Source organism: Thioclava sp. F36-6 (assembly GCF_002020305.1).
Classification (GTDB): Bacteria; Pseudomonadota; Alphaproteobacteria; order Rhodobacterales; family Rhodobacteraceae; genus Thioclava; species Thioclava sediminum.
Map to the genome: position 1 here is coordinate 116,502 of NZ_MPZX01000001.1, position 18,798 is coordinate 135,299.

General features: G+C 62.8%; 20 protein-coding genes. 14 read left to right on the forward strand and 6 right to left on the reverse strand.

Going from position 1 to position 18,798, the window contains the following annotated elements:
• Positions 1–293 precede the first annotated feature (293 nt).
• From BMI88_RS00550 to BMI88_RS00575, 6 genes are all read left to right on the forward strand, one after another.
• Positions 294–1,043 carry a winged helix-turn-helix domain-containing protein gene (locus tag BMI88_RS00550; protein ID WP_078545124.1) on the forward strand — a complete coding sequence of 250 codons (750 nt, stop codon included), beginning with the start codon at positions 294–296 and terminating at the stop codon, positions 1,041–1,043.
• Between the two features lie 348 nt (positions 1,044–1,391).
• Positions 1,392–1,799, forward strand: coding sequence for a hypothetical protein (locus BMI88_RS19400; protein ID WP_146673441.1), 408 nt, complete (start codon positions 1,392–1,394; stop codon positions 1,797–1,799).
• A gap of 240 nt (positions 1,800–2,039) precedes the next feature.
• Positions 2,040–2,783: a sigma-70 family RNA polymerase sigma factor gene (locus BMI88_RS00560; protein ID WP_078545128.1), complete on the forward strand. Its 744-nt coding sequence runs from the start codon at positions 2,040–2,042 to the stop codon at positions 2,781–2,783.
• Positions 2,784–2,793: 10 nt separating this feature from the next.
• On the forward strand, positions 2,794–3,558 hold the full coding sequence (locus BMI88_RS00565) for a hypothetical protein (RefSeq protein ID WP_078545130.1): 765 nt from the start codon (positions 2,794–2,796) through the stop codon (positions 3,556–3,558).
• 13 nt (positions 3,559–3,571) lie between these two features.
• On the forward strand, positions 3,572–4,942 hold the full coding sequence (locus tag BMI88_RS00570) for a flagellar hook-length control protein FliK (protein ID WP_078545132.1): 1,371 nt from the start codon (positions 3,572–3,574) through the stop codon (positions 4,940–4,942).
• 10 nt (positions 4,943–4,952) lie between these two features.
• Positions 4,953–5,627 carry a flagellar hook assembly protein FlgD gene (locus BMI88_RS00575; RefSeq protein WP_168173916.1) on the forward strand — a complete coding sequence of 225 codons (675 nt, stop codon included), beginning with the start codon at positions 4,953–4,955 and terminating at the stop codon, positions 5,625–5,627.
• 39 nt (positions 5,628–5,666) lie between these two features.
• Here BMI88_RS00575 and BMI88_RS00580 read toward each other — a convergent pair whose 3' ends face one another.
• Genes BMI88_RS00580 through flgF form a run of 5 tightly spaced genes read right to left on the reverse strand, consistent with a single transcriptional unit; the run spans position 5,667 to position 9,091 of the window.
• Positions 5,667–6,101 carry a hypothetical protein gene (locus BMI88_RS00580; protein WP_146673442.1) on the reverse strand — a complete coding sequence of 145 codons (435 nt, stop codon included), beginning with the start codon at positions 6,099–6,101 and terminating at the stop codon, positions 5,667–5,669.
• Positions 6,102–6,110: 9 nt separating this feature from the next.
• Positions 6,111–6,866: a flagellar basal body L-ring protein FlgH gene (gene flgH, locus BMI88_RS00585; protein WP_332836458.1), complete on the reverse strand. Its 756-nt coding sequence runs from the start codon at positions 6,864–6,866 to the stop codon at positions 6,111–6,113.
• Entirely contained in the window at positions 6,863–7,540 is a 678-nt protein-coding gene (gene flgA / locus BMI88_RS00590) for a flagellar basal body P-ring formation chaperone FlgA (protein ID WP_078545138.1), read from the reverse strand. The genes flgH and flgA overlap by 4 nt, the downstream gene beginning before the upstream one ends.
• A 4-nt stretch (positions 7,541–7,544) precedes the next feature.
• The gene (gene flgG / locus BMI88_RS00595; protein WP_078522000.1) at positions 7,545–8,330 is read right to left on the reverse strand and encodes a flagellar basal-body rod protein FlgG; all 786 of its coding nucleotides are present in this window, start codon (positions 8,328–8,330) and stop codon (positions 7,545–7,547) included.
• A gap of 23 nt (positions 8,331–8,353) precedes the next feature.
• Positions 8,354–9,091: a flagellar basal-body rod protein FlgF gene (gene flgF, locus BMI88_RS00600; RefSeq protein WP_078545140.1), complete on the reverse strand. Its 738-nt coding sequence runs from the start codon at positions 9,089–9,091 to the stop codon at positions 8,354–8,356.
• A 170-nt stretch (positions 9,092–9,261) separates the two neighbouring features.
• Between flgF and BMI88_RS00605 the strand changes: the two genes are divergently transcribed.
• The 4 genes from BMI88_RS00605 (at position 9,262) to BMI88_RS00620 (ending at position 14,968) form a co-directional block, all read left to right on the forward strand.
• Positions 9,262–11,016: a hypothetical protein gene (locus BMI88_RS00605; RefSeq protein ID WP_146673443.1), complete on the forward strand. Its 1,755-nt coding sequence runs from the start codon at positions 9,262–9,264 to the stop codon at positions 11,014–11,016.
• 133 nt (positions 11,017–11,149) lie between these two features.
• Complete coding sequence (locus BMI88_RS00610; RefSeq protein WP_078545144.1) at positions 11,150–12,448, forward strand: flagellar hook protein FlgE; 1,299 nt, start codon at positions 11,150–11,152, stop codon at positions 12,446–12,448.
• A gap of 27 nt (positions 12,449–12,475) precedes the next feature.
• Complete coding sequence (gene flgK, locus BMI88_RS00615) at positions 12,476–13,888, forward strand: flagellar hook-associated protein FlgK (RefSeq protein ID WP_078545146.1); 1,413 nt, start codon at positions 12,476–12,478, stop codon at positions 13,886–13,888.
• Between the two features lie 12 nt (positions 13,889–13,900).
• Positions 13,901–14,968: a flagellin gene (locus tag BMI88_RS00620; RefSeq protein WP_078545148.1), complete on the forward strand. Its 1,068-nt coding sequence runs from the start codon at positions 13,901–13,903 to the stop codon at positions 14,966–14,968.
• A 9-nt stretch (positions 14,969–14,977) separates the two neighbouring features.
• Here the strand turns inward: BMI88_RS00620 and BMI88_RS00625 are convergent, their stop codons facing one another.
• Positions 14,978–15,730, reverse strand: a complete 753-nt coding sequence (locus BMI88_RS00625; RefSeq protein ID WP_078547203.1) for a response regulator transcription factor — start codon at positions 15,728–15,730, stop codon at positions 14,978–14,980.
• Between the two features lie 152 nt (positions 15,731–15,882).
• On the opposite strand from BMI88_RS00625, the gene BMI88_RS00630 reads away from it, so the two are divergent.
• From BMI88_RS00630 to BMI88_RS00645, 4 genes are all read left to right on the forward strand, one after another.
• On the forward strand, positions 15,883–17,040 hold the full coding sequence (locus BMI88_RS00630) for a flagellar basal body P-ring protein FlgI (protein ID WP_078545150.1): 1,158 nt from the start codon (positions 15,883–15,885) through the stop codon (positions 17,038–17,040).
• Positions 17,040–17,357 (forward strand): rod-binding protein, encoded by a 318-nt coding sequence (locus tag BMI88_RS00635; RefSeq protein WP_078545152.1) that lies wholly within the window; start codon positions 17,040–17,042, stop codon positions 17,355–17,357. The genes BMI88_RS00630 and BMI88_RS00635 overlap by 1 nt, the downstream gene beginning before the upstream one ends.
• Positions 17,350–17,844: a hypothetical protein gene (locus BMI88_RS00640; RefSeq protein ID WP_078545154.1), complete on the forward strand. Its 495-nt coding sequence runs from the start codon at positions 17,350–17,352 to the stop codon at positions 17,842–17,844. The genes BMI88_RS00635 and BMI88_RS00640 overlap by 8 nt, the downstream gene beginning before the upstream one ends.
• 119 nt (positions 17,845–17,963) lie before the next feature.
• A complete protein-coding gene (locus tag BMI88_RS00645; protein ID WP_078521982.1) occupies positions 17,964–18,791 on the forward strand; it encodes a flagellin in 828 nt (275 codons plus the stop codon).
• Positions 18,792–18,798: the final 7 nt, after the last annotated feature.

Sequence of the window (18,798 nt, forward strand, 5' to 3'; positions counted from 1 at the left end):
GGAAAGATTGAAGAAATTCTTAAAGTTAGGTCAAAGAAATCCAATTTTTCCGCTGAACGTCCGTCGATGCGTCCTATTTCAAGGCACAGGCTGGACTTGTCTGGCAAAAACACGTGAATTATCGCATATCGCAGGGATAATAATTCGAAAATGCAAAGATGTCAGGCTCGGCGGATTTTTGCTCTGCCATCCAATCTGACGCTCGGTGTTATTCGGAAGTGACGGTGCAACGGGGATGGGCGTGAGGCCTGAGTTTCGCCCCGAAAGCGCTGAGGGATACGGGGAGTTGCCTTTTGTTTGGCTCGGACGCCATGCGGAGACAGAACGTCATCATCGTAGCGGAAGAAGGCGCTAAGCAAGGACAGTTGGCCGACTTCTTTCGCGCATGCTGCGGCTGGGAGCCTTTGCCTTTCGCAACTGCGATTGAGGCCGAGCAATATATTCTGCTGCATGGAACCCCATGTATCTTGCTGATCAGCCTTGCCGACGCAGAGGGTGCCGCGGATCTTATCCGAACTGCGCGCGTCAGTACGAAGGAGAGCCTGATCTTCTTCGTCGACTCCACTCCGGACGGAGAGCTTGCTGCCGAGATGATTCTGGCCGGCGCCGATGATGTGATCCGAGAGCCTTATTCTCAGAGGGAATTGGTCGCGCGTCTCTGGCTTCGGGCGGGCAACAGCCTGCCCATCAGCTTCCCGAGCGAAGAAAAGCGGGTCGCTCGCCTCAAGATCGACGAGGAAAACCGCCTGACCGGCCCTGATGCCGTCGAGGCGGTGCAGCTTACCCCCACGGAGGGGGAGATCATGATCGAGCTGATCCGGAGCGGCGGACGAATCGTCACGCGGGACGCGCTGTCGCGACGAATCGACAACTGCATGTGGGTCTATGGTGATCGCAAATTCGACGTTCACATCACCAAGATTCGCAAGAAGCTGCGTGACGCGTTCGGCGAGAGATATGTCGTGGAAACAGTGCGTTCGGCTGGTTACTCGTTCTACGAGATTCCCGTCGGGAAGTCGCGCAGCCTTGCAACTTCAGGTTGAGTTGTTGAGTCTCTGAGACTGTTTTAGCGGTAGTCGCTGTCAAGCTATTAATTGTTAACATCTCGGCGACTGATCGTGAGCACACAATCTGTGGTCGCACCATCGACAAGCTGTGGATGATTGAGGGGGTGCCCACAACCGATAGTGTTTGAACCTAAGAAAAATAGGCTTTCCAACACTTCGCCCGTTGTCGGTCTGGGGATAACTTGGCGGTCACGGGCTCGCCGCCTTCACGTAGAATTTATCCTTACTCGCCTTACGGTTTAACAATCCTTAACCTTACCGGATCGTGAATCGCTGGTAATCTGCCGTTACTGGAATTTGGGGACTCGGGGATTAGGGATGTCCATGAAAAATAACGATTTGTTAGCGCAGATTTGGGAAGGTTCGGTGACGCAAACGTCATCGGGCGCAGGGTCTCAGGGAAGTTTGGTGGCGGCTGCGCTTCTGCCTGCGCACAGTGTTTTGCTGCGCTCGACTCGCAAGGATGCAAGCTTGCTCGTGCTGCCCGAAGCCGAAGAGCTTCTGCCGGGAATCTCGCTTGGTGATATTCTTGCGGAAGAGCTTGGAATCGAGGTGCCTTATGGAAGCCTCGTGGTGATCGAGCCGACGCAAGTCGCAGGGGTGAAGCATGGTTTTGGGGGCCGTGCGATCGACCTCCGGCTGCCGGCGATGGCGTCGCCCGCACGCGGTGGCTTTTCGCTGCACGAAGATGCACGGGATCGCAGCGCGACCGCGACGGGCAGTCACCTGTGAGCGCGAAGGCCGGGGAAAACGGCCGCTATGCGTTCTGCGCTCGGTTGGCGGACCGGGCCAGTCTGACAAAGTCATGAGAATGCCGCGCCGTCTCGAGAGGCGGCGCGGCCTCCCGCAGCATTAATCCGAGGTTAACCAGAAAGGCCTCCGATTAACTTGCCTTTAATCAAGTAAAGCTTTCTCCAAGCATGCCCCCGTGGTCTTCTGTTCTTCAAAGATAGAGCGGATAGAGGCGGAGTAATGTTTGCATTGAGCTTCCGTGCTGCACTTGATGCGCCATTTCTGAATGTTGAAGAAGAACGGCAGGCCATCTCGCGCTGGCAGGAATACGGAGATCGGGACTCGCTCGAAATTCTCCTGCGCTCGCATGTCCGTCAGGCCTATGCGCAGGCGCGTCGCTGGGCGACCAATCCGGTCGAGCTCGAAGACCTCGTGGCGGAAGGGATCATCGGTTTGATGCGCGCCGCCGAACGGTTCGATCTGACGCAGGATGTGCGGTTCTCCACCTATTCGCACTGGTGGGTGATGACCTGCGTCCTCAATGCGCTCGCGCGGATCAAGACGGTGATCGATGTGCCGGCGCGGGTCTATCTCGATGCGCGGATGGGGCGGCTCGACAATCCCGAGGCGAGCCAGCTTCTGACCGGACTGGTGGCGCTGGATGCCAAGTCGTTCGACGACAGCGATGCCGAGATGATGGAAATGATGCGCAGCCCGGACCTCACACCCGAGGAACAGACTCTGGCCGCGTCCGCCGCACGCGCGGCGCATGAGGTTCTGCAAGATGCGTTGGACGATCTGGATGCGCCGGATCGCGAGATGGTGCTGCGGCGCAAGCTGCAGACGCCGCCGGAATCGCTCGACGATCTGGCCCGCGATCTCGGGATGAGCCGCGAGCGCGCCCGGCAGGTCGAAAAGCGCGCGCTCATCCGGTTGAAGCGATGCCTTGAAAAGCGCGGGTTCAGCCCCGCGATGCTGAACTGAGAGGGCTGGGATGGCACGTCATCTGATGATCGCAGGGCATGGGCGCGCGGGCACGACACTGTTCTACAATATGCTGCGTGAGACCCTCAAAGGGTTCGAGATCCCGCCGCGCGAGACCAGCGCACTGTCCACGATCGGGCAACCGGGCGACTGGGTCAGCAAGCGGCCGCTGGATATCTTCCAGATCGCGAATATCGCGCGGGCCAATGTCCGCAACAAGCGGATCGATCTGATCGTGCCTCTGCGCGATCCGCGCGACATCCTCGTGAGCCGTCATTCGGCGGTGCCGGACGATTACTTCATCTCGGCAGATGCGATGTATTTCATCGGCGGCGCGGATGCGCCCGCGCCGGTCATGCCGGGGCTGCTGCAGATCCACGAGGCGATCGCGATCGTGCTGAAATCCGGCATTTTCACGCAAGGCGTCTTCCTTCTGAAATACGAAGACCTTGCCGATGATCCCGACAGGATTCAGGAGAAGTTGCGCGATGCGCTCGATCTGCAATTCGAGGGGCGTTTTTCCGATTTCGGTGCGGCCGAGATCCCGGAGGATTTGAAAGGGCCGCTAAACGGCATCCGCCCGGTCGAGAAGGCCCGCGCGAAGTGGCGCGACGAAGAACATCGGGCGCGCATCTGCGATCAATTCTCGCGCTTCCCGGTGCTGTTCGATCTGCTCGAGCAGCTTGGCTACGAAAAGAACCGCGACTGGTTCGCGCCCTTCATGGAGTGGCAGGCGGCGTCGGGGCGCCGGAGCAAGCGCTTGGGCTTGGTGTGAAGAGGACGATGAGATGGATGCGATAGCTGCGACATTGCTGAAGGCGACGGCCTCTGGCGCAGAGGCCGGGCGGAAGCCGTCATCGGAGGCGACCGGCTTTGGATCGCTTTTGCAGGGCGTGCAACCGGATGCGGGTAGTGCCGCGAAGGCGAGGGCGTCGGCGGCGGCCGCTTCGCCCAAGGGGGCGACAGCGGCGGTCCTTGCGGGGAATCCCGCGCTTCAGGCCGAACTGGCTGGGAAGCTGCAGAAGGTTCGGGATGGTGCGCTGGCGGAACTGGCGCAGGGAAAGCCGATCGGCGCGGTGCTGAAAGAGCTGGGCACGTCTCTCGCGACGGTGCTTGCCGAGTTCGACGCCGCGCATGGCACGAAATTGCAGGAAGCTCTCGCCCAAGCGCTCGAAGCTATGGATCTACAAGCGGGCGGCACGGAGGCAAAGCCCGCTTCGGATCATGCGCACGACCAAAGCGACACGATCGACGAGGTCTTTGCGAGCCTTCTGGTCTCGCTCGGTCTGCAAGCGAAGCCACCTGCGGCTGCATTGCCGCAAAAGAGCGGCACGCAGACCCCATCGGTAGCGGGGCTCATGCCCGCGCCCTCTGCGGGCGACCTTTCCTCTCCGGCGGCGCAGCCGAAGCCTGACGCACCGCAGACGCAGTCGCAGATCATCACATCCGTTCCGCAGGGGCTGGCCGGGGCGGTGCCCGCGCCACTTGCGCCGGAGGTCCCGCAGAACGACATGGACCCGCGCGTGCGCGCCGTTCTGGAAGCGGCCGCGAAAGGCGCGGGGAAGACCGGCAAGGCCGAGGCGCAGGCAGCACTGTTGCCCGCCGGGCCGAGCAAAGGCGATCCCAAACCGGCGCAGCCATTCGCCGAGGCCGCCCGCGCTGGCGCGCTGCCCGATGCGGCCGTGGCAAGGCTCACGCAGCATGACGCAAGTCACGCGGCCCGCAGTGAGGCTGCGGCGCAACCGGGGCAGACGGCCCAGCCCTCGCCGCGCTTTGCGGCCTTTGTCGCGACGCAGCTCCGCCGCGCCGATCTGCAGGAGGGACGCACCCGCGTGGCCCTGACCCCGCGCGGGCTGGGCGATATCGAGATCGACGTGGAGCGCGATAAGCGCGGTCAGGTCAACGTGGTCGTTCGCGCCGAAAGCCCGGCGGTGCTGAGCGCCTTACGCGGGGATCGCGAGACGCTCGCAGCGATCCTGGCGGGGCAGGGCCTGCAGATGGATAGCGGCGCGCTCGATTTCGAACAGTTCGGCGGTCATGACGAGGGTGGAGAAGAACGCCCCTCCGGCCAGAGCGCGAGCATTGACGAAGACGTCCCCGTGCTGGGCGCCGATTGGCAGCCCACCATCGACGACGGACAACTGGATATCAGGACCTGAGGAGCCACAGATGAGCATCTCCCCGACAAGCACCACGCCGACCGCGGCCACGACCGATGCCGCGACGAACACCGCGCAGTCGAAGCTCTCGGCGGATTACAACAGCTTCCTGCAGCTTCTGACGGCGCAGATCAAAAATCAGGACCCGCTGAAGCCGATGGACTCGACGCAATTCGTCTCGCAGCTGGCGCAGCTCAGTCAGGTCGAGCAATCGGTGCAGACCAATACCAACCTCAAGACCATCGACGCGAAGCTGAGCGCGATGGGCGGGATGGCGGATGTGGCCCTGATGGGCAAGACGGTGTCGCTCGCCTCCGACCGGATCGAACTGCGCGACGGTCAGGCCAGCACCAGCTACGAGCTTGCCGCACCCGCCGACAAGGTGACCGCGATCATCAAGACGGAGGACGGGACCGAACTGCGCCGGATCACAGGCCTGCCCGGGCGTTCGGGCGAGAAGATCGCGCTGAACTGGGACGGGCGCGATTCCGCGGGACTGCCGGTGCCCGATGACACGTTCCGGGTCGAGATCGACGCGCAGGATGTCGATGGCAATGCGGTTTCCTACGACACCTATCCCAGCACGCAGGTCGAGCAGGTGCGGTTCTCGTCGCAGGGGCAGTCGCTGGTTCTGCGCAATGGCGAGGAAGTGCCCAGCTCGCTCATCGTTGCGGTGTCGGGCTGACGCGAGTATCCCCCGGCGCGGTGCGCGGCGGGGGCTTTCCTATCCTTGCTTGAATGGCGCCGCGCTGTTCACCTTCGCCGCCTGTAGACCGGGCACACGGTCCTTGAGGCCACGCTCGAGCAGCGGGACGAGCTCGTCAGGCGTGACCGTATCGGGGTCTAAGATCCGATTATCCGCGAGTTTGGTCAGCAGATCGAGCGTCTCGTCGCGCAGTTTCGGCACCAGTGCCGGACCATCGGGAAGCTCTTTACCCTTCAGAACCAGCGTCACATCGACCGTCAGATAGCTGACCGCGCGCGCCCGGAAGATCGGGACCGTGATCGCCCCCAGCGCGATGTCGCGCCGGGCAGGCTCGGGCGGGGCTTCGGGCGCTTTGGGCCCCGGTGCGATCTGGCTGCCGCCAAGATAGCCGAGGCCCGCCGCGACGATCGGCACCACCACGATGAGCAGCACGAGTGTTCTCCAGCGCGGCATCGGTCGCGCTCAGTAGGGCAGGACGACGTCGAGCGCGTCTTCCCCGTAGCGGGGCTGTTGAACCTTGCTGATCTGGCCGCGCCCGCCATAGGAGATGCGCGCCTCGGCGATCTTCTCGTAGGGGATGGTGTTGTCCATCCGGATGTCCTCGGGACGGATGATCCCGGCCACGCGCAACTCGCGCAGCTCGTGATTGACCTTCACCTCCTGGCGTCCGGCGATCACGAAGTTCCCGTTTTGTAGTTTCCGGATCACGAGGGCCGCGACCTTGAGGCTGATCGTCTCGTTGCGTTTGATCGAGCCGGTGCCGCTGGCGCTCGATTGCGAGCTGAGATCGACGATATTGCTGCCCGTGGGCAGGTCTTTCTCGCTGACGCCGGGCAGGATCTTCGCGATCTTGCCGCCATAGCCGAGGAAGGTCGGGAAGCCGACGCTCTGGCTGCCGTCGCGGCTGCGCTGGGAGGCGTTCTGAAGCTGCGCCTCGTCGTTGATGTCGATATCGACCGTCAGCAGATCGCCTACCTTGTCGGCGCGCTGATCGCCGAAGAAACCGGTGGAGCCTGTCTGCCAGAGCGACGCGGCCTCGGCCCGTTGCGGAATGCGCGTAGGCTCCAGCGGCGGCATCGGCACACTGACCCGGTTCACCTCGGGGATCGTGTCTCCATCGACGACCATGTCGCTCACTTTCGGGTCGCGCTCGAAGGCCGTGCCGGGACCGCAGGCGGCCAGCGCGAGCATCGGCAGGATGTAGAACGGATGTCTCACTTCTGAATCTCCACTTTGCCGTCGGGCTTGGCGATGCCTTCGACAATCTTGTTGCTCACGAGATTGACCACGCGCACCGACTGATCCGCATGGGCGTCGGAGATCGCCTTGCCGGGCGCGGTCAGCGACATCGGGCCTTTCGAATATTCGATCGAGACCGGGTCGCCGCGCGAGATGATGACCGGCTCGGTGATCGACTGGCTCATCACCGGACGCCCGCGCGCCAGGACCCGGCGCACCTGCATCCCTGCCAGATGGTCGAGCTGCGTCACGGCATAGGCGCCGACTTGGCCATAGGGCAGGTCGACCATCTGGAAATCATCGCCCGACAGGATGGCGCCGGGGAGGATCTGCTGCGTCGGCACCGGGACGGGCACGTTCAGCAGCGCGAGCCCCGCGAGGCGCCGCACGTCGCCCGACGCCTCGACCGCATTCGCGAGAAACTGCCCCGTGGAGCGATCCATCCAGAAATCGCTGATCATCTCCGCGTCGCCCGGATCGCTGTCTTGCAGCGTGATCTCGAAATGGCCGCTCGGCGGCATCTCGAGGCCCCAGGACTGCTCCGCCTTCTCGGCGATGAGTACCCGCACGGATTCCGCGCTCGCGGGACCGGCGAGAAGCGCGGTGACGAGCGTGGCGAGAACGGCAGTCGCAGAGGCGAATTTCGGGATCATGGCATCACTTGATCTGGTTCGAGGTGGACATCATCTGGTCGGCCGTCTCGATCGCCTTGGAGTTCATCTCATATGCGCGCTGCGCCGAGATCAGGTCGGTGATCTGCTGGATGATGTTGACGTTTGAGCTTTCGAGATAGCCCTGACGCAGGATGCCGACGCCCGGATCGCCCGGCAGCGCCTCGGTCGGCTCGCCCGAGGCGGTCGTCGCCTGCAGAAGGTTGTTGCCCAGCGGTTTCATCCCCGCTTCGTTAACGAAGGTCGACATCGTAATCTGGCCGATCTGCACCGGGGTCGGGTCTTTGCCGACATAGGCCATCACGAGGCCCTGCTGGTTGATCTCGACATTGGTGGTGTTGGCCGGGACGTTGATCCCGGGTGCGACCTCGTAGCCGTCCATCGACACGATCTGGCCCTCCGGGCTCAGCTGGAAGGTACCGGCCCGGGTGTAGGCCTGACTGCCATCGGGCATGTTGAGGGTGAAGTACCCGCCGCCGTCGATCGCGAGATCGAGCTGATTTTCGGTCTGCACCAGACCGCCTTGCGTGTTGAGCCGCACCACGCCCGCGCTTTGCACGCCGAGGCCGATATCGACGCCTACAGGGCGCGCGGTCCCGTCGGCCGAGGTCAGCGAGCCTTCGCGTTGCAGCGACTGGTAGACCAGATCCTGAAACGCGGCGCGGCTGCTCTTGTAGCCGGTGGTGTTGGCGTTCGCGATGTTGTTCGAGATCACGTCCACATTGGTCTGCTGGGCCAGCATCCCCGTCGCGGCAATTCCAAGTGCTCTCATGGTTCAGCTCCTTTTCGCGCCGGTCAGACTTTGCCAAGCCTGCGCAGTGTTTCCTGACGAAGGGTGTTCTGTTCATCCATCAACTTCACCGCCCGCTCGTAGGAGCGCTGGATGTCCATCATCCGGGTCATCTCGACCACCGGCTGAACATTGCTCTCTTCGACGAAGCCCTGCGCGACCTGCGTCGTGTCAGACGGGGTGAAGGCGGGGGCGGTACCTCCGGGCGCGGCAAAGAGGCCGCCGCCCAGACGGTTGAAGCTCTGGATGTCGGGCACGGTGAACATGCCCAGCGTGCCGATGGTGCCGCTATTGGGCCCCGAGATCGTGCCGTCGCGGGAAATGGTGATCTCCTCGCCCGGCGGGATCGCGATCGGCGCGCCGCCCCGGTCGAGAACCTTGTTGCCCGTCAGCGTCACGAGATTGCCCTGCGGGTCGACGGCCAGCCGCCCGTCGCGGCCAAACGCTGTCTGGCCCGCGGGCGTCTGGTAGGCGAACCATCCATCGCCATTCAGCGCCACATCGAGCGGATTGGACGTCTTGGTTAGCGATCCCTGACGGTCGTCGAGATAGGAACCCTTGTCGAGCACGTAGCTCACATCGTCCTCGGCCCCGGCATTGCCCTTCGACTCAAAGCTCTCGGTCAGCGAGCGCTCCGCCTTGAAGCCAGCCGTGTTGGCGTTGGCCATGTTGTTGGCCGAAATGTCGAGACTGCGCCACAGCGTCGAGGCGAGGGATAGAGAGACGTAATTTGAGCTATCCATGAATTTCCGTCCGCGAGAATGGATCTTGTGGCTTTGTGCTTGGATCGCTGCCAATTTCTATTCAATAATGTTTGCTAATCTTGGAATAATCAATACTATTCTTTAAGGCACGAAGGAATTCTGGTGCGTTTGGGCAAGAGGTGATGGAATTGCGAGGCGGTTTCCCTTTCATGGGCGGCGTTTTGGCGCTCTGTCTTCTGTGCGGCGGCGCCGCGGCGGAGACGCTGCCCGCGCCCCCTCCTTTCGATTTCGCGCAATACACGCAGGCAGGGTTCCTCGCGGATCGCGATGCGCTGGCCGCTGGCGTCGCCACAGCCGAGCCGGGACCCTCGCGCGCCATTGCGCGGCTCGATCTTGCGGAATTCTATCTCGCCCATGTCATGCTTCCCGAGGGGCGCTCGGTGCTGGGCGACGAAATGCCCGACGGTTTGATCCCGGCAGAGCAGGCGCGCTGGCGCGCGATTGCGGCAGGGTTCAGCATCATGGAGGGGGAGGGCGTTCCGACTGGCACGCTCCTGCCGAATGCCGACTGGGCGAACTGGCAGGACTATCACCTCTGGGCGGCGCTGAACGCGATCACGCAGGGCGACGCGGTGGAGCTTGACGGCAATCTCGCGGGCGCGGCTGAGCGACTTCCGGCCTATCCACCCGTTTTCGTCGAGGCCTGTCTGCCCGCGCTTCTGGAAGGCGCGATCGCGGTCAGGAAATGGCCGCTGGCCCAGCGGCTGAGCCGGGATTTCGATAACTACCCCGAGCTTAAATCGCAGCCTGTCTATAGCTTCCTTATTGGGCGAGTGGCGGAGCAATCGCATCATCCCGACAAGGCCTATGCCGCGTATCGCGAAGCGGCGAAGGGGCAGGATCGTTACGCGCAGCGGGCGCGGCTCGCATTGGTCAGTTTGGGGCTCGAGCATGGAGCGCTGACGCCCGACCAAGGTTTGTCGATGCTCGCCGAGGCTAACCTTGCGTGGCGCGGCGACAGGTTCGACCTGCAGGCGCTCGAACAGCGTGCGCATTTGGGCGAGACGTCCGGCCACGATGTGGATGCGCTGATTGCCTATGGTGAGATCCTCACCCGGTTCCCCGAGCGTCCGCAAGCGCGCGCGGCGGCGCAGGTCGCCGACAATCTGCTCAAGGAGTTTTATGCGAAGGGCGCCGCGGGGAAGATTTCGCTCACGGATTTTGCTGAGGGGCATCAGCGGTTGGAGGCCTATTACGAAGTCCGCCCCGATTTTCAGACCTATGCCGAGCAATTCGCGGATCGCCTTTTGGAGCTGGGCGCGACGACTCAGGCCGCCACGGAATATCGCAAGATCCGGGAAGCTCTGAGCGCACAGCGCAAGGATACCCCCGAGGCGGTGTCGCAAGATCGCATGGCCTATCTGGCGCTGCGCGAGGCGGAGGCGCTTGCGCGCGGGGGGCAATTCGCCCGCGCCGCCAAGGTGTTGGAGGCTTCCGAGCGTCCCGCCGATGCGCAGGAGCTGAACCAGTTCAACGCGCTGCAGGCCCGCGTTCTGGCCGAGGCCGGGAAGACCGACGCGGCCTTGCAGGCCAAGGTCACCTCGCACTCGGTCGATCATCTGCGGCTTCAGGCACGGCTCCACTGGAAGAAGGGCGATTGGAAGGCGGCGACCCAGTCCTATCGCGAGTTGTGGCAGAAGGCCCCGGACGATTTCTCCGAGACCGACGCGGTCGAATTGCTGCTGGCCGCCTACCGCTCCGGCGACCTGACCACCGCCCGCAGCGTCGCCGAGGTCTTCCCGCGTCTGGCGGGGCGTGAGGATCTGAACAAGCTCGTCGCAAGCCTTCTGGCGGAGCCCGCCAAGCTCAGCCCGCTGATGGACGCGGCTGCGCGGGACCGGCTGCGCAAGGCGGATGACGCGCTCGAGATGGTTGGGTCGGAGGCGAAGCAGGCTGGCGGGTAGATATCTTTGCTATGCATTGCCCCTCACCAACATCGTCAAAGACAAAACGCAGATATTTTTAACTCCAGTTAAACATCGGTCGCCTATCTCCTAGATAGGACCCCCTTCTCTTCGGACATGAGAGGATAAAATCATGAGTATTTCGAGCGCGATGCAGACCGGCGTGAGCGGGCTGAACGCAAACTCCGTCGCCGTTGGCGAAATTTCCGAGAATATCGCGAATGCGAATACCACCGGCTACAAGCGCAGCTTCGCCCAGATGGTGACCATGACGCCGACTGGCGGGCTCAATGCGCCGTCCGGTGTCAATGCTGTCGTCTCCTCCGACGTGACGAACGGGGGCGCGGTGATCCCCACCAGTTCCGCAACCGATTTCGCGGTGAACGGGAACGGGTTCTTCGTCGTATCCGGCAGAGCCAATACGAGCGTCGAGTCCGATTACGTCCTGACGCGCGCCGGGTCGTTCAAGCCCGACGAGAATGGCGACCTTGTCAATTCGGCAGGCTATTTCCTTTCGGGCTACCCCTATACCGACGGCACGCTCGGCTCGATCGACGGCAACAGCTTCAATGGGCTGAAGACGGTGAACGTGACCGATGCGACGCTGAGCGCGAAGGCGACGACCACGGTCAGCGTGCAAGGCAATCTGCCCTCGCAGGAAACCGGAAACGCGACGCCGGGCGCCCCCTTCACCTCGTCCTCGCAATATTTTACGCCGCTCGGTGCGGCGAAGCGGCTCGAATATTCTTGGCAGCCGACCGCGACCCAGAACCAGTGGGACGTGACCGTGTCCGATGGCGACGGCGTTCCCTACGGTCAGGTCACGGTCGATTTCGCCGCCAACGGGCCCAATGCGGGTGCCCCGGTCAGCTATTCCGGCGTGACCAATCTCGCGACAGCCCCCGGTGCCTTCTCGATGGACACGACCACGGGCGTCATGAGCCTGACGATGAATGACGGTGGCACGACCCAGCCGATCGACGTCGGGCTCGGTGCGCTGAACAGCTTCGACGGGATGACTCAGTTCGCCGGCGATTTCACCCCGCAGAAATTCGACACCGACGGCTCGTCCGCCGGCGCGCTGACCCGGATGGAGGTCGATGATACCGGCACGATGTACGGGATCTTCGACAACGGCCAGCGGCAGGCGCTCTACAAGATCCCGCTCGCCCATGTGGCGAACCCGAACGGGATGCAGGAGGTCGATGGCGACGCCTATCGGCTGACCCGCAACAGCGGCGACTTCACGATCCACAAGGCGAACGAGGGCCCGGTGGGCGCGATTTCCTCGGGGACGCTTGAAGGGTCGAATGTCGATATCGCGCAGGAATTGAGCGATCTGATCCGCACCCAGCGGGCCTATTCCACCAACGCGAAGATCGTCACCACGATGGATGAGATGCTCGACGAGACCACGCGTCTCAAACGCTGATCGTCACGCTGAGAACGGAGTAAGCCGATGAGCCTGACGGGCGCCCTCCAGGCGAGCACGAGCGGTCTGCGCACGGCGCAGATGCAATCGGAAGCGACCTCGCGCAACATCGCGAATGCGAGCACCGAAGGCTATGTGCGCAAGGAATTGCCGCAGGTCACGACCGTGGGCGGCCTCGTGCAAACCGGCGAGGCGCGGCGCGAAGTCGACGCCTCGCTCAACCGCATGTATCGGCAGCATTCCTCGGCCATGGCGCGCGAGCAGGCGATCTACGAGGCGGTGGGCGAATATACGGCGACCCTCGGCCAGCCGGGCGACGGTCTGTCGCCCGCGGATCGCCTGACCGATCTGCGCAGCTCGATGATCGCGCTGGTGAACAATCCCGGCAGTAACGCGGCGCAAAATGGCGTGGCGGCCTCCGCGCAGGAGATGGTGACCTCGCTGAACCAAAGCAGCGACATGCTCGCGCGGGTCGGCGGCGAGGTCGATATGGAGATCAAATACGACGTCTCGGATTTCAACGAGACGCTGCACAAGATCACCTCGCTCAACAAGCAGATCTCGGACGCGCCGCCCGGCTCGCTCGGCGCAGCCGATCTGGGAGACCAGATGGATGTGCTGGTGGAAAAGGCGTCGAAGCTGATCGACATGCAGGTGCGTCGTTCCACCGACGGGCGCGCGACGCTCTACACGGCTGGGGGCACGCCGCTCGTCGATGGGAATCAGGCGAGCTACATCACCTATGATCAGGTGGCTGGAAAGCTGTTCGCAGGCAAGACGGAGATCACCCCGGACTCCGCCGACGCACGCGGCTTCCAGAATGGCAGCCTCGCCGGGCTGTTCGCGGTGAAGAAGGACGTTCTGCCGCGCTTCCAGCTTCAGCTCGACGAGATGGCTCGGGGGCTCGTGCAGGGCTTCGAGAGTGCGGACGCCTCGCTCGCGCCGGGGCAGGCGGGGCTCTTCACCGATGCAGGCGCAGCCTACGATCCCGCAAATCTCGAAGGGTTGGCGGGCCGGATTTCGGTCAATGCGGCGGTGGACCCCGCGCAGGGTGGGCAGCTCTCGCGCCTGCGCGACGGGATCGGCGCCACCGCGCCGGGTGCCGCAGGCGACTCGACCCAGATCGAAGCCTTCGTGTCGATGTTCGACGATCCGCTTTCGGCGGCCCCGGGCACTGGGCTGGAGCCATCGCTGTCGCTGCGCGACTATGGAAGCAACATGATCTCGGCGCAGGAGTTCGAGGGTACCCGCGCGCAGGAACGGTTCGCCGCCGCGCGCACCGCCGCCGAGACGGTGAACGGCACGCGCCAGGGCATTCAGGGCGTGAACATCGACGATGAGATGCAGAAGCTGATAACGATTCAGCAGAGCTATGCCGCGAATTCGAAGATGATGACTGCCGTCATGAAGATGATGGACACGCTGCTCGAAGCCGTCTGAGGAGACTGAACGATGATCCCCCTAATCCGGAATTCGCTGTCGACCCTGCAGATGAGCGTGATCTCGCGGCGGTCGGTCGATCGCACCACGGCCGAGTTGCAGCGGACGAGTGACGAGGTCGCGACCGGGCGCAAATCCGATGTCTATGCGGATATGGGGGCGAAATCGGCCTTCGTGCTCGCGCTGGAAGATCGCGCGACGACCAATTCGCATTTCATTACCTCGAACAAACTCCTCGGGAGCAAGCTGGATATGATCGCATCCAGCGCGTCGACGGCGCGCGGGGCCGCGCAGGATGTGCTCGGGCTCGCCGTCGGGAACCTCGAGCGCCCCGGCGCCTCGGCGGCGACCCTGCAGCAAAGCGCGCGCGCCGCCCTCGACACCATCATGACGAGCCTGAATGTCTCGCTCGACGGGGAGCATCTGTTCTCCGGGGTGGCTTCGGACAAGGCCGCGCTGCGGGGCTATGACGTGACGAACGGTGCGACGGGCCTTTCGGCGGGAGATGTTCTGTCGGGGATCGTGGGCAGCGGTCCCGCAGATGCCACTCAGGCGACGGCGATGCTGTCGCAGATCGACAGCGTATTCGACGACACCAATGCCGATCCGGCCAAACGCTACAGCTCGACCTTCTTCCAGGGCGATGCGACAGCCGGGACGCCGCGCAAAACGGCGCTGATCGGGGATGGCGAGACGCTCGATTACGGGATGCAGGCGGACGATCCCGAGTTCCGCAACCTGATCAAGGGGCTTGCGTTGTTCGCTTCGACCGACGTGTCGAAGATCACTGATCAGGATGCCTATAAAAGCTGGGTGGCAGCCGGCGTCAAAGCGCTGAGCGATGGCGTCGAAGGGCTGCGCAATTCCGAGACTGCGCTGGGTGCGAAGCAGAAGCGGCTCGACATCAAACTCACGCAGCAGCAATCGATGGATTCGGTGCTGAATAGCCGCCTGTCGGATTACGTCTCGGTCGATCCCTATGAGGCCGCGACCCGGATGACCGCGCTCCAGACGCAACTCAGCGCGAGCTACAGCGTAGCCGCGCAGATGTCGAAACTGTCGATCCTGAATTATCTCTGAGCCGCGCGTTTATCGCGCGGCTACCGTGCCCCGCGCGTCGGTTTGCTCATAGGCTGCGAGCTTCACGTCTCTCGTGCTTTCCAGCTCGCTGAACTTGTAGCCACGACCGTAGACCGTCTCGATATATTGGTGGCCGCTATCGGCCGCATCGGCGATCTTCTTGCGCAGCTTGCAGATATAGACGTCGATGACCTTGTCGAAGGGCTGGTCGTCGCTCATCCCGTAGACCGCGTCATAGATCGCGCCTTTCGCAATCACCTTGTTCGCGTTAAGCGCCAGGTGCTGGAAGATCGCGTGCTCACGGTTCGACAGCTTCAGCCGCGCGCCGGAGACCAGCGGATCGCGCCCGTCGAAGAAGGCGGTGATCTCGCCGACACTGATGCTCTCGGCGGCGTGGCCATAGGAGCGGCGGATGATCGAGTTGATCCGCGACAGCGCTTCGATCCCCTTGATCGGGCTGACCATGACGTCGTCGGCCCCGGCGTCGAGCGCTTCCGAGGCATCGCGTGAGTTCTTGAAATCGCGCATCACCAGAACCGGATTGCGGCAGCCGCAGCTCCGGATGGCCCGGATATAGTCGGTCACTTCCGGGCAGTCGCCGATCAGGATCGCCCGCGTATCGACGCCCTTCTGGTTCAGCGTGCTGAGATCGGACGCGAAGAAGGATGCGGGGACGAGGACGGGTTGCAGCCCAACGCTCTCCAGCTCGCTGAGCAGGCCGCGAACGCGGCCATCGCGAGGCTCAAAGACGTAAATATTCATGCAGGCCTCCATCCCGGGCAAGTTTCTCGCACAAGCGGCAAGATCACGCTAAGTTGCCACAAAGGATTAGTCAAGAATAGTACTGATTTATATTGGACACTATTTATGTTTTGCTTTAATTTGGCGGAATGTGCTGGTGATGTGAGGAAACTATGCTTGCTTCTTTGCGCCGAAAAGGTAATCGGGCGTCGTTTTCTCGCGCCGGGGTTCGTGGGGCGCTCGTCGCGCTCTCCGTCATTGCAGGGACGCTCTGCGCGCTCCCGGCCGCCGCGCAGGTTCGCATCAAGGATATCGCCAGTTTCGAGGGCGTGCGTGAGAACCAGCTCGTGGGCTACGGTCTCGTGGTCGGTCTGAACGGGACCGGCGACACCCTCAACGGCAGCCCCTTCACCAAGAAGTCGATTGAGGGGATGCTCGAACGGCTCGGGGTCGGCAATCTCTCCGGCGACGCGATCAAGACGAAGAACACAGCCGCGGTGATGGTGACGGCAAAACTGCCGCCCTTCGCCCGCCGCGGTTCGACGATCGACGTGACGATCTCCTCGCTCGGCAATGCGGACAGTCTGCGCGGCGGCACGCTGATCGTGACGCCGCTCGTCGGGGCGGATGGCGAGATCTATGCCGTGGGGCAGGGGCCGATCTCGGTCGCGGGCTATAGCGCTAAGGGCAACGCGGCGAGCATCGTGGATGGAGTGCCGACCGTCGCGCGGATGGAGAACGGCGCCATCGTCGAGAAGGAAATCGCATTCGAATTGAACTCGATGAATTCCGTGCGCCTGTCCCTCCGCGAGCCCGATTTCACGACCGCGTCGCGCGTCGCCGGGGTGATCAACGACAAGCTCGGCCACAATACTGCGCAGATGCTCGACCCCTCCACCATCGAGGTGCAGGCGAAGGGAAAATACGGCGTCCCGGAGCTGCTGGCGATGATCGAAAACCTGCCTGTCACGCCCGACTCCGTTGCCAAGGTGGTGGTCGACGAGAAATCCGGGACCATCGTGATCGGCTCGAATGTTCGGATCGATCAGGTCGCGATCAGTCAGGGCGGTCTGACCGTGAAGGTCAAGGAAAGCTACGCGGTCAGCCAGCCGAAGCCGATCTCTATCGGGGAGACTGTCGTAGTGCCCGAAACGGATGTGCAGGTCGAAGAGAGAAACACCCAGTTCAGCGTGCTCCAAGGGGGCGATGTCAGCCTTCAGGACCTCGTGGACGGCCTCAATGCGATTGGCGTGGGCGCCCGGCAGACGATCTCGATCCTGCAGGCGATCAAGGCCGCGGGCGCGCTTCATGCCGATCTGGAGATCATCTGATGAATCCGCTCGATCCGTCGAAACCGTCGCTCTCGGCTGCGTCGCTCAAGGCGCCTGCTGCATCCGGTGCGAAGTCGCAGGACGCGAAGGAGATCGCCAAGAATTTCGAGGCGACCTTCCTGCAGCAGGCCGTGGGCGAGATGATGAAGACCGTGAAGATGGGCGGTCTCGATGGTGGCCACGCCGAGGAGATGTGGAAGTCCTTCCTCGCACGCGGCATCGCCGACGAGATCGCCGCCTCCGGTCGGACCGGGATCGCGCAGAGCGTCGAGCGGATGATCGGCGCCTATAACTCGAACGGAGATGACCATGGCTGACGAGACCCCGTCGCGTTTTCGCAAGCGGATGCAGGCCCGGCGCGATATCGCCGCCGAAGGCCCCGTTCTGACCGACGAGGATGATGCCAACCTCGCCGCCTTTGAGGCGAATATCGATGCGACGCTCGATCTGTTGCGTGACGAAATCGCGGCGGTCGAGGCGGGGCATCTTGATCGCGTCACCGAGCTTTATGATCGCAAGGCGGACCTGCTGAAGCGGATCGAGTTAAAGATCCCCGTGGTCGAGCCATTCCTCGAAGCGTCTGAGGATGCTGCGCCCGCGCTTCGCGAAAAGCTCCGCCAACTGAAGACCGCCGTGCAGGACAATAGCGTTCTACTGTCGCGGATGTCCGAGGCGACCCGCGAGATCGTGCGCGAGATCGAGAAGATCCGGAACCGGCACAGTCTCGATGGTCTCTATGGAAAGAGTGGCAAACCGGTCACAGGACAGGACGGTCCGCAGATGCATATCGATAGGGAATTCTAGGTTTCCCGCATTCGTTAACCTGCGCTTAATCTTCGGCCCAAAATTCCTCTCCACGGCTCGCGCCGTTTTTCTGTCAGAAGACGAAAACAAATATCTTTCAGAATGAGGAGTGACTAGAAATGTCGTCCATTCTTACCAATACCTCCGCGATGAATGCTCTTGCGACCCTCCGTGGGGTCAACAAGGGTCTCGAAGACACGCAGAACCGCATCTCGACCGGCAAGAAGATCAATTCGGCGAAAGACAATGCCGCCTATTTCTCGATCTCGGAATCGATGAACAGCGACAGCGGCATGTACAAGTCGATCAACGAAGGTCTGACCCTGACCAAGAACTCGGTTTCGACCGCGCGTCTTGGCGCAGAGTCGGTGAAGGATCTCGCCCAGCAGTTCGTCGAGCGTGTTTCGTTCGCCCAAGGCGACGCGGTGGATCATGCTGCGGTCCAGAAGGAACTCCGCAGCATCGTCGATCAGATCGGCACCACGATCAGCCAGGCGACCTTCAACGGCGACAGCCTCGTCGACGGTTCGGCCAACGTGACGGTCGTCACTGGGATCAGCCGCGCAAGCGGTTCCTTCGCGACCACGTCGATGACCTTCCAGGCGGTCGATCTCTCTTCGCTTCAGGCGACGCTGAGCGGGATCGATATCTCTGGTGGTTCGGCGGCGGTTCTGACCAGCGCGCTGACGAGCGCCCAAAGCGCTCTCTCGACGGCGATCGACAACGCGACCTCGCTCGGTGTTGCGGAGAAGTCGCTGGAATCCCAGCAGGACTTCCTCGGCAAGCTGACCGACAAGCTCGACACCGGTGTCGGCAACATGGTCGATGCGGACATGGAGAAGGAGGCGGCTCGCCTTCAGTCCTACCAGGTCCAGCAGCAGCTCGCGACGCAGTCGCTCTCGATCGCGAACCAGGGCCCTCAGAACCTTCTGAGCCTGTTCCGCTAAGTCGTGG

Bases quoted from the DNA above. Each gene is read 5' to 3' on its own strand.
- BMI88_RS00620 (WP_078545148.1), top strand. From the start codon at position 13,901: ATGATCCCCCTAATCCGGAATTCGCTGTCGACCCTGCAGATGAGCGTG.
- BMI88_RS00610 (WP_078545144.1), top strand. From the start codon at position 11,150: ATGAGTATTTCGAGCGCGATGCAGACCGGCGTGAGCGGGCTGAACGCA.
- flgF (WP_078545140.1), bottom strand. From the start codon at position 9,091: ATGGATAGCTCAAATTACGTCTCTCTATCCCTCGCCTCGACGCTGTGG.
- BMI88_RS00645 (WP_078521982.1), top strand. From the start codon at position 17,964: ATGTCGTCCATTCTTACCAATACCTCCGCGATGAATGCTCTTGCGACC.
- BMI88_RS00565 (WP_078545130.1), top strand. From the start codon at position 2,794: ATGGCACGTCATCTGATGATCGCAGGGCATGGGCGCGCGGGCACGACA.
- BMI88_RS19400 (WP_146673441.1), top strand. From the start codon at position 1,392: ATGAAAAATAACGATTTGTTAGCGCAGATTTGGGAAGGTTCGGTGACG.
- flgG (WP_078522000.1), bottom strand. From the start codon at position 8,330: ATGAGAGCACTTGGAATTGCCGCGACGGGGATGCTGGCCCAGCAGACC.
- BMI88_RS00560 (WP_078545128.1), top strand. From the start codon at position 2,040: ATGTTTGCATTGAGCTTCCGTGCTGCACTTGATGCGCCATTTCTGAAT.
- flgK (WP_078545146.1), top strand. From the start codon at position 12,476: ATGAGCCTGACGGGCGCCCTCCAGGCGAGCACGAGCGGTCTGCGCACG.
- BMI88_RS00580 (WP_146673442.1), bottom strand. From the start codon at position 6,101: ATGCCGCGCTGGAGAACACTCGTGCTGCTCATCGTGGTGGTGCCGATC.
- BMI88_RS00635 (WP_078545152.1), top strand. From the start codon at position 17,040: ATGAATCCGCTCGATCCGTCGAAACCGTCGCTCTCGGCTGCGTCGCTC.
- BMI88_RS00575 (WP_168173916.1), top strand. From the start codon at position 4,953: ATGAGCATCTCCCCGACAAGCACCACGCCGACCGCGGCCACGACCGAT.
- BMI88_RS00605 (WP_146673443.1), top strand. From the start codon at position 9,262: ATGGGCGGCGTTTTGGCGCTCTGTCTTCTGTGCGGCGGCGCCGCGGCG.
- BMI88_RS00625 (WP_078547203.1), bottom strand. From the start codon at position 15,730: ATGAATATTTACGTCTTTGAGCCTCGCGATGGCCGCGTTCGCGGCCTG.
- BMI88_RS00640 (WP_078545154.1), top strand. From the start codon at position 17,350: ATGGCTGACGAGACCCCGTCGCGTTTTCGCAAGCGGATGCAGGCCCGG.
- BMI88_RS00570 (WP_078545132.1), top strand. From the start codon at position 3,572: ATGGATGCGATAGCTGCGACATTGCTGAAGGCGACGGCCTCTGGCGCA.
- BMI88_RS00630 (WP_078545150.1), top strand. From the start codon at position 15,883: ATGCTTGCTTCTTTGCGCCGAAAAGGTAATCGGGCGTCGTTTTCTCGC.
- flgA (WP_078545138.1), bottom strand. From the start codon at position 7,540: ATGATCCCGAAATTCGCCTCTGCGACTGCCGTTCTCGCCACGCTCGTC.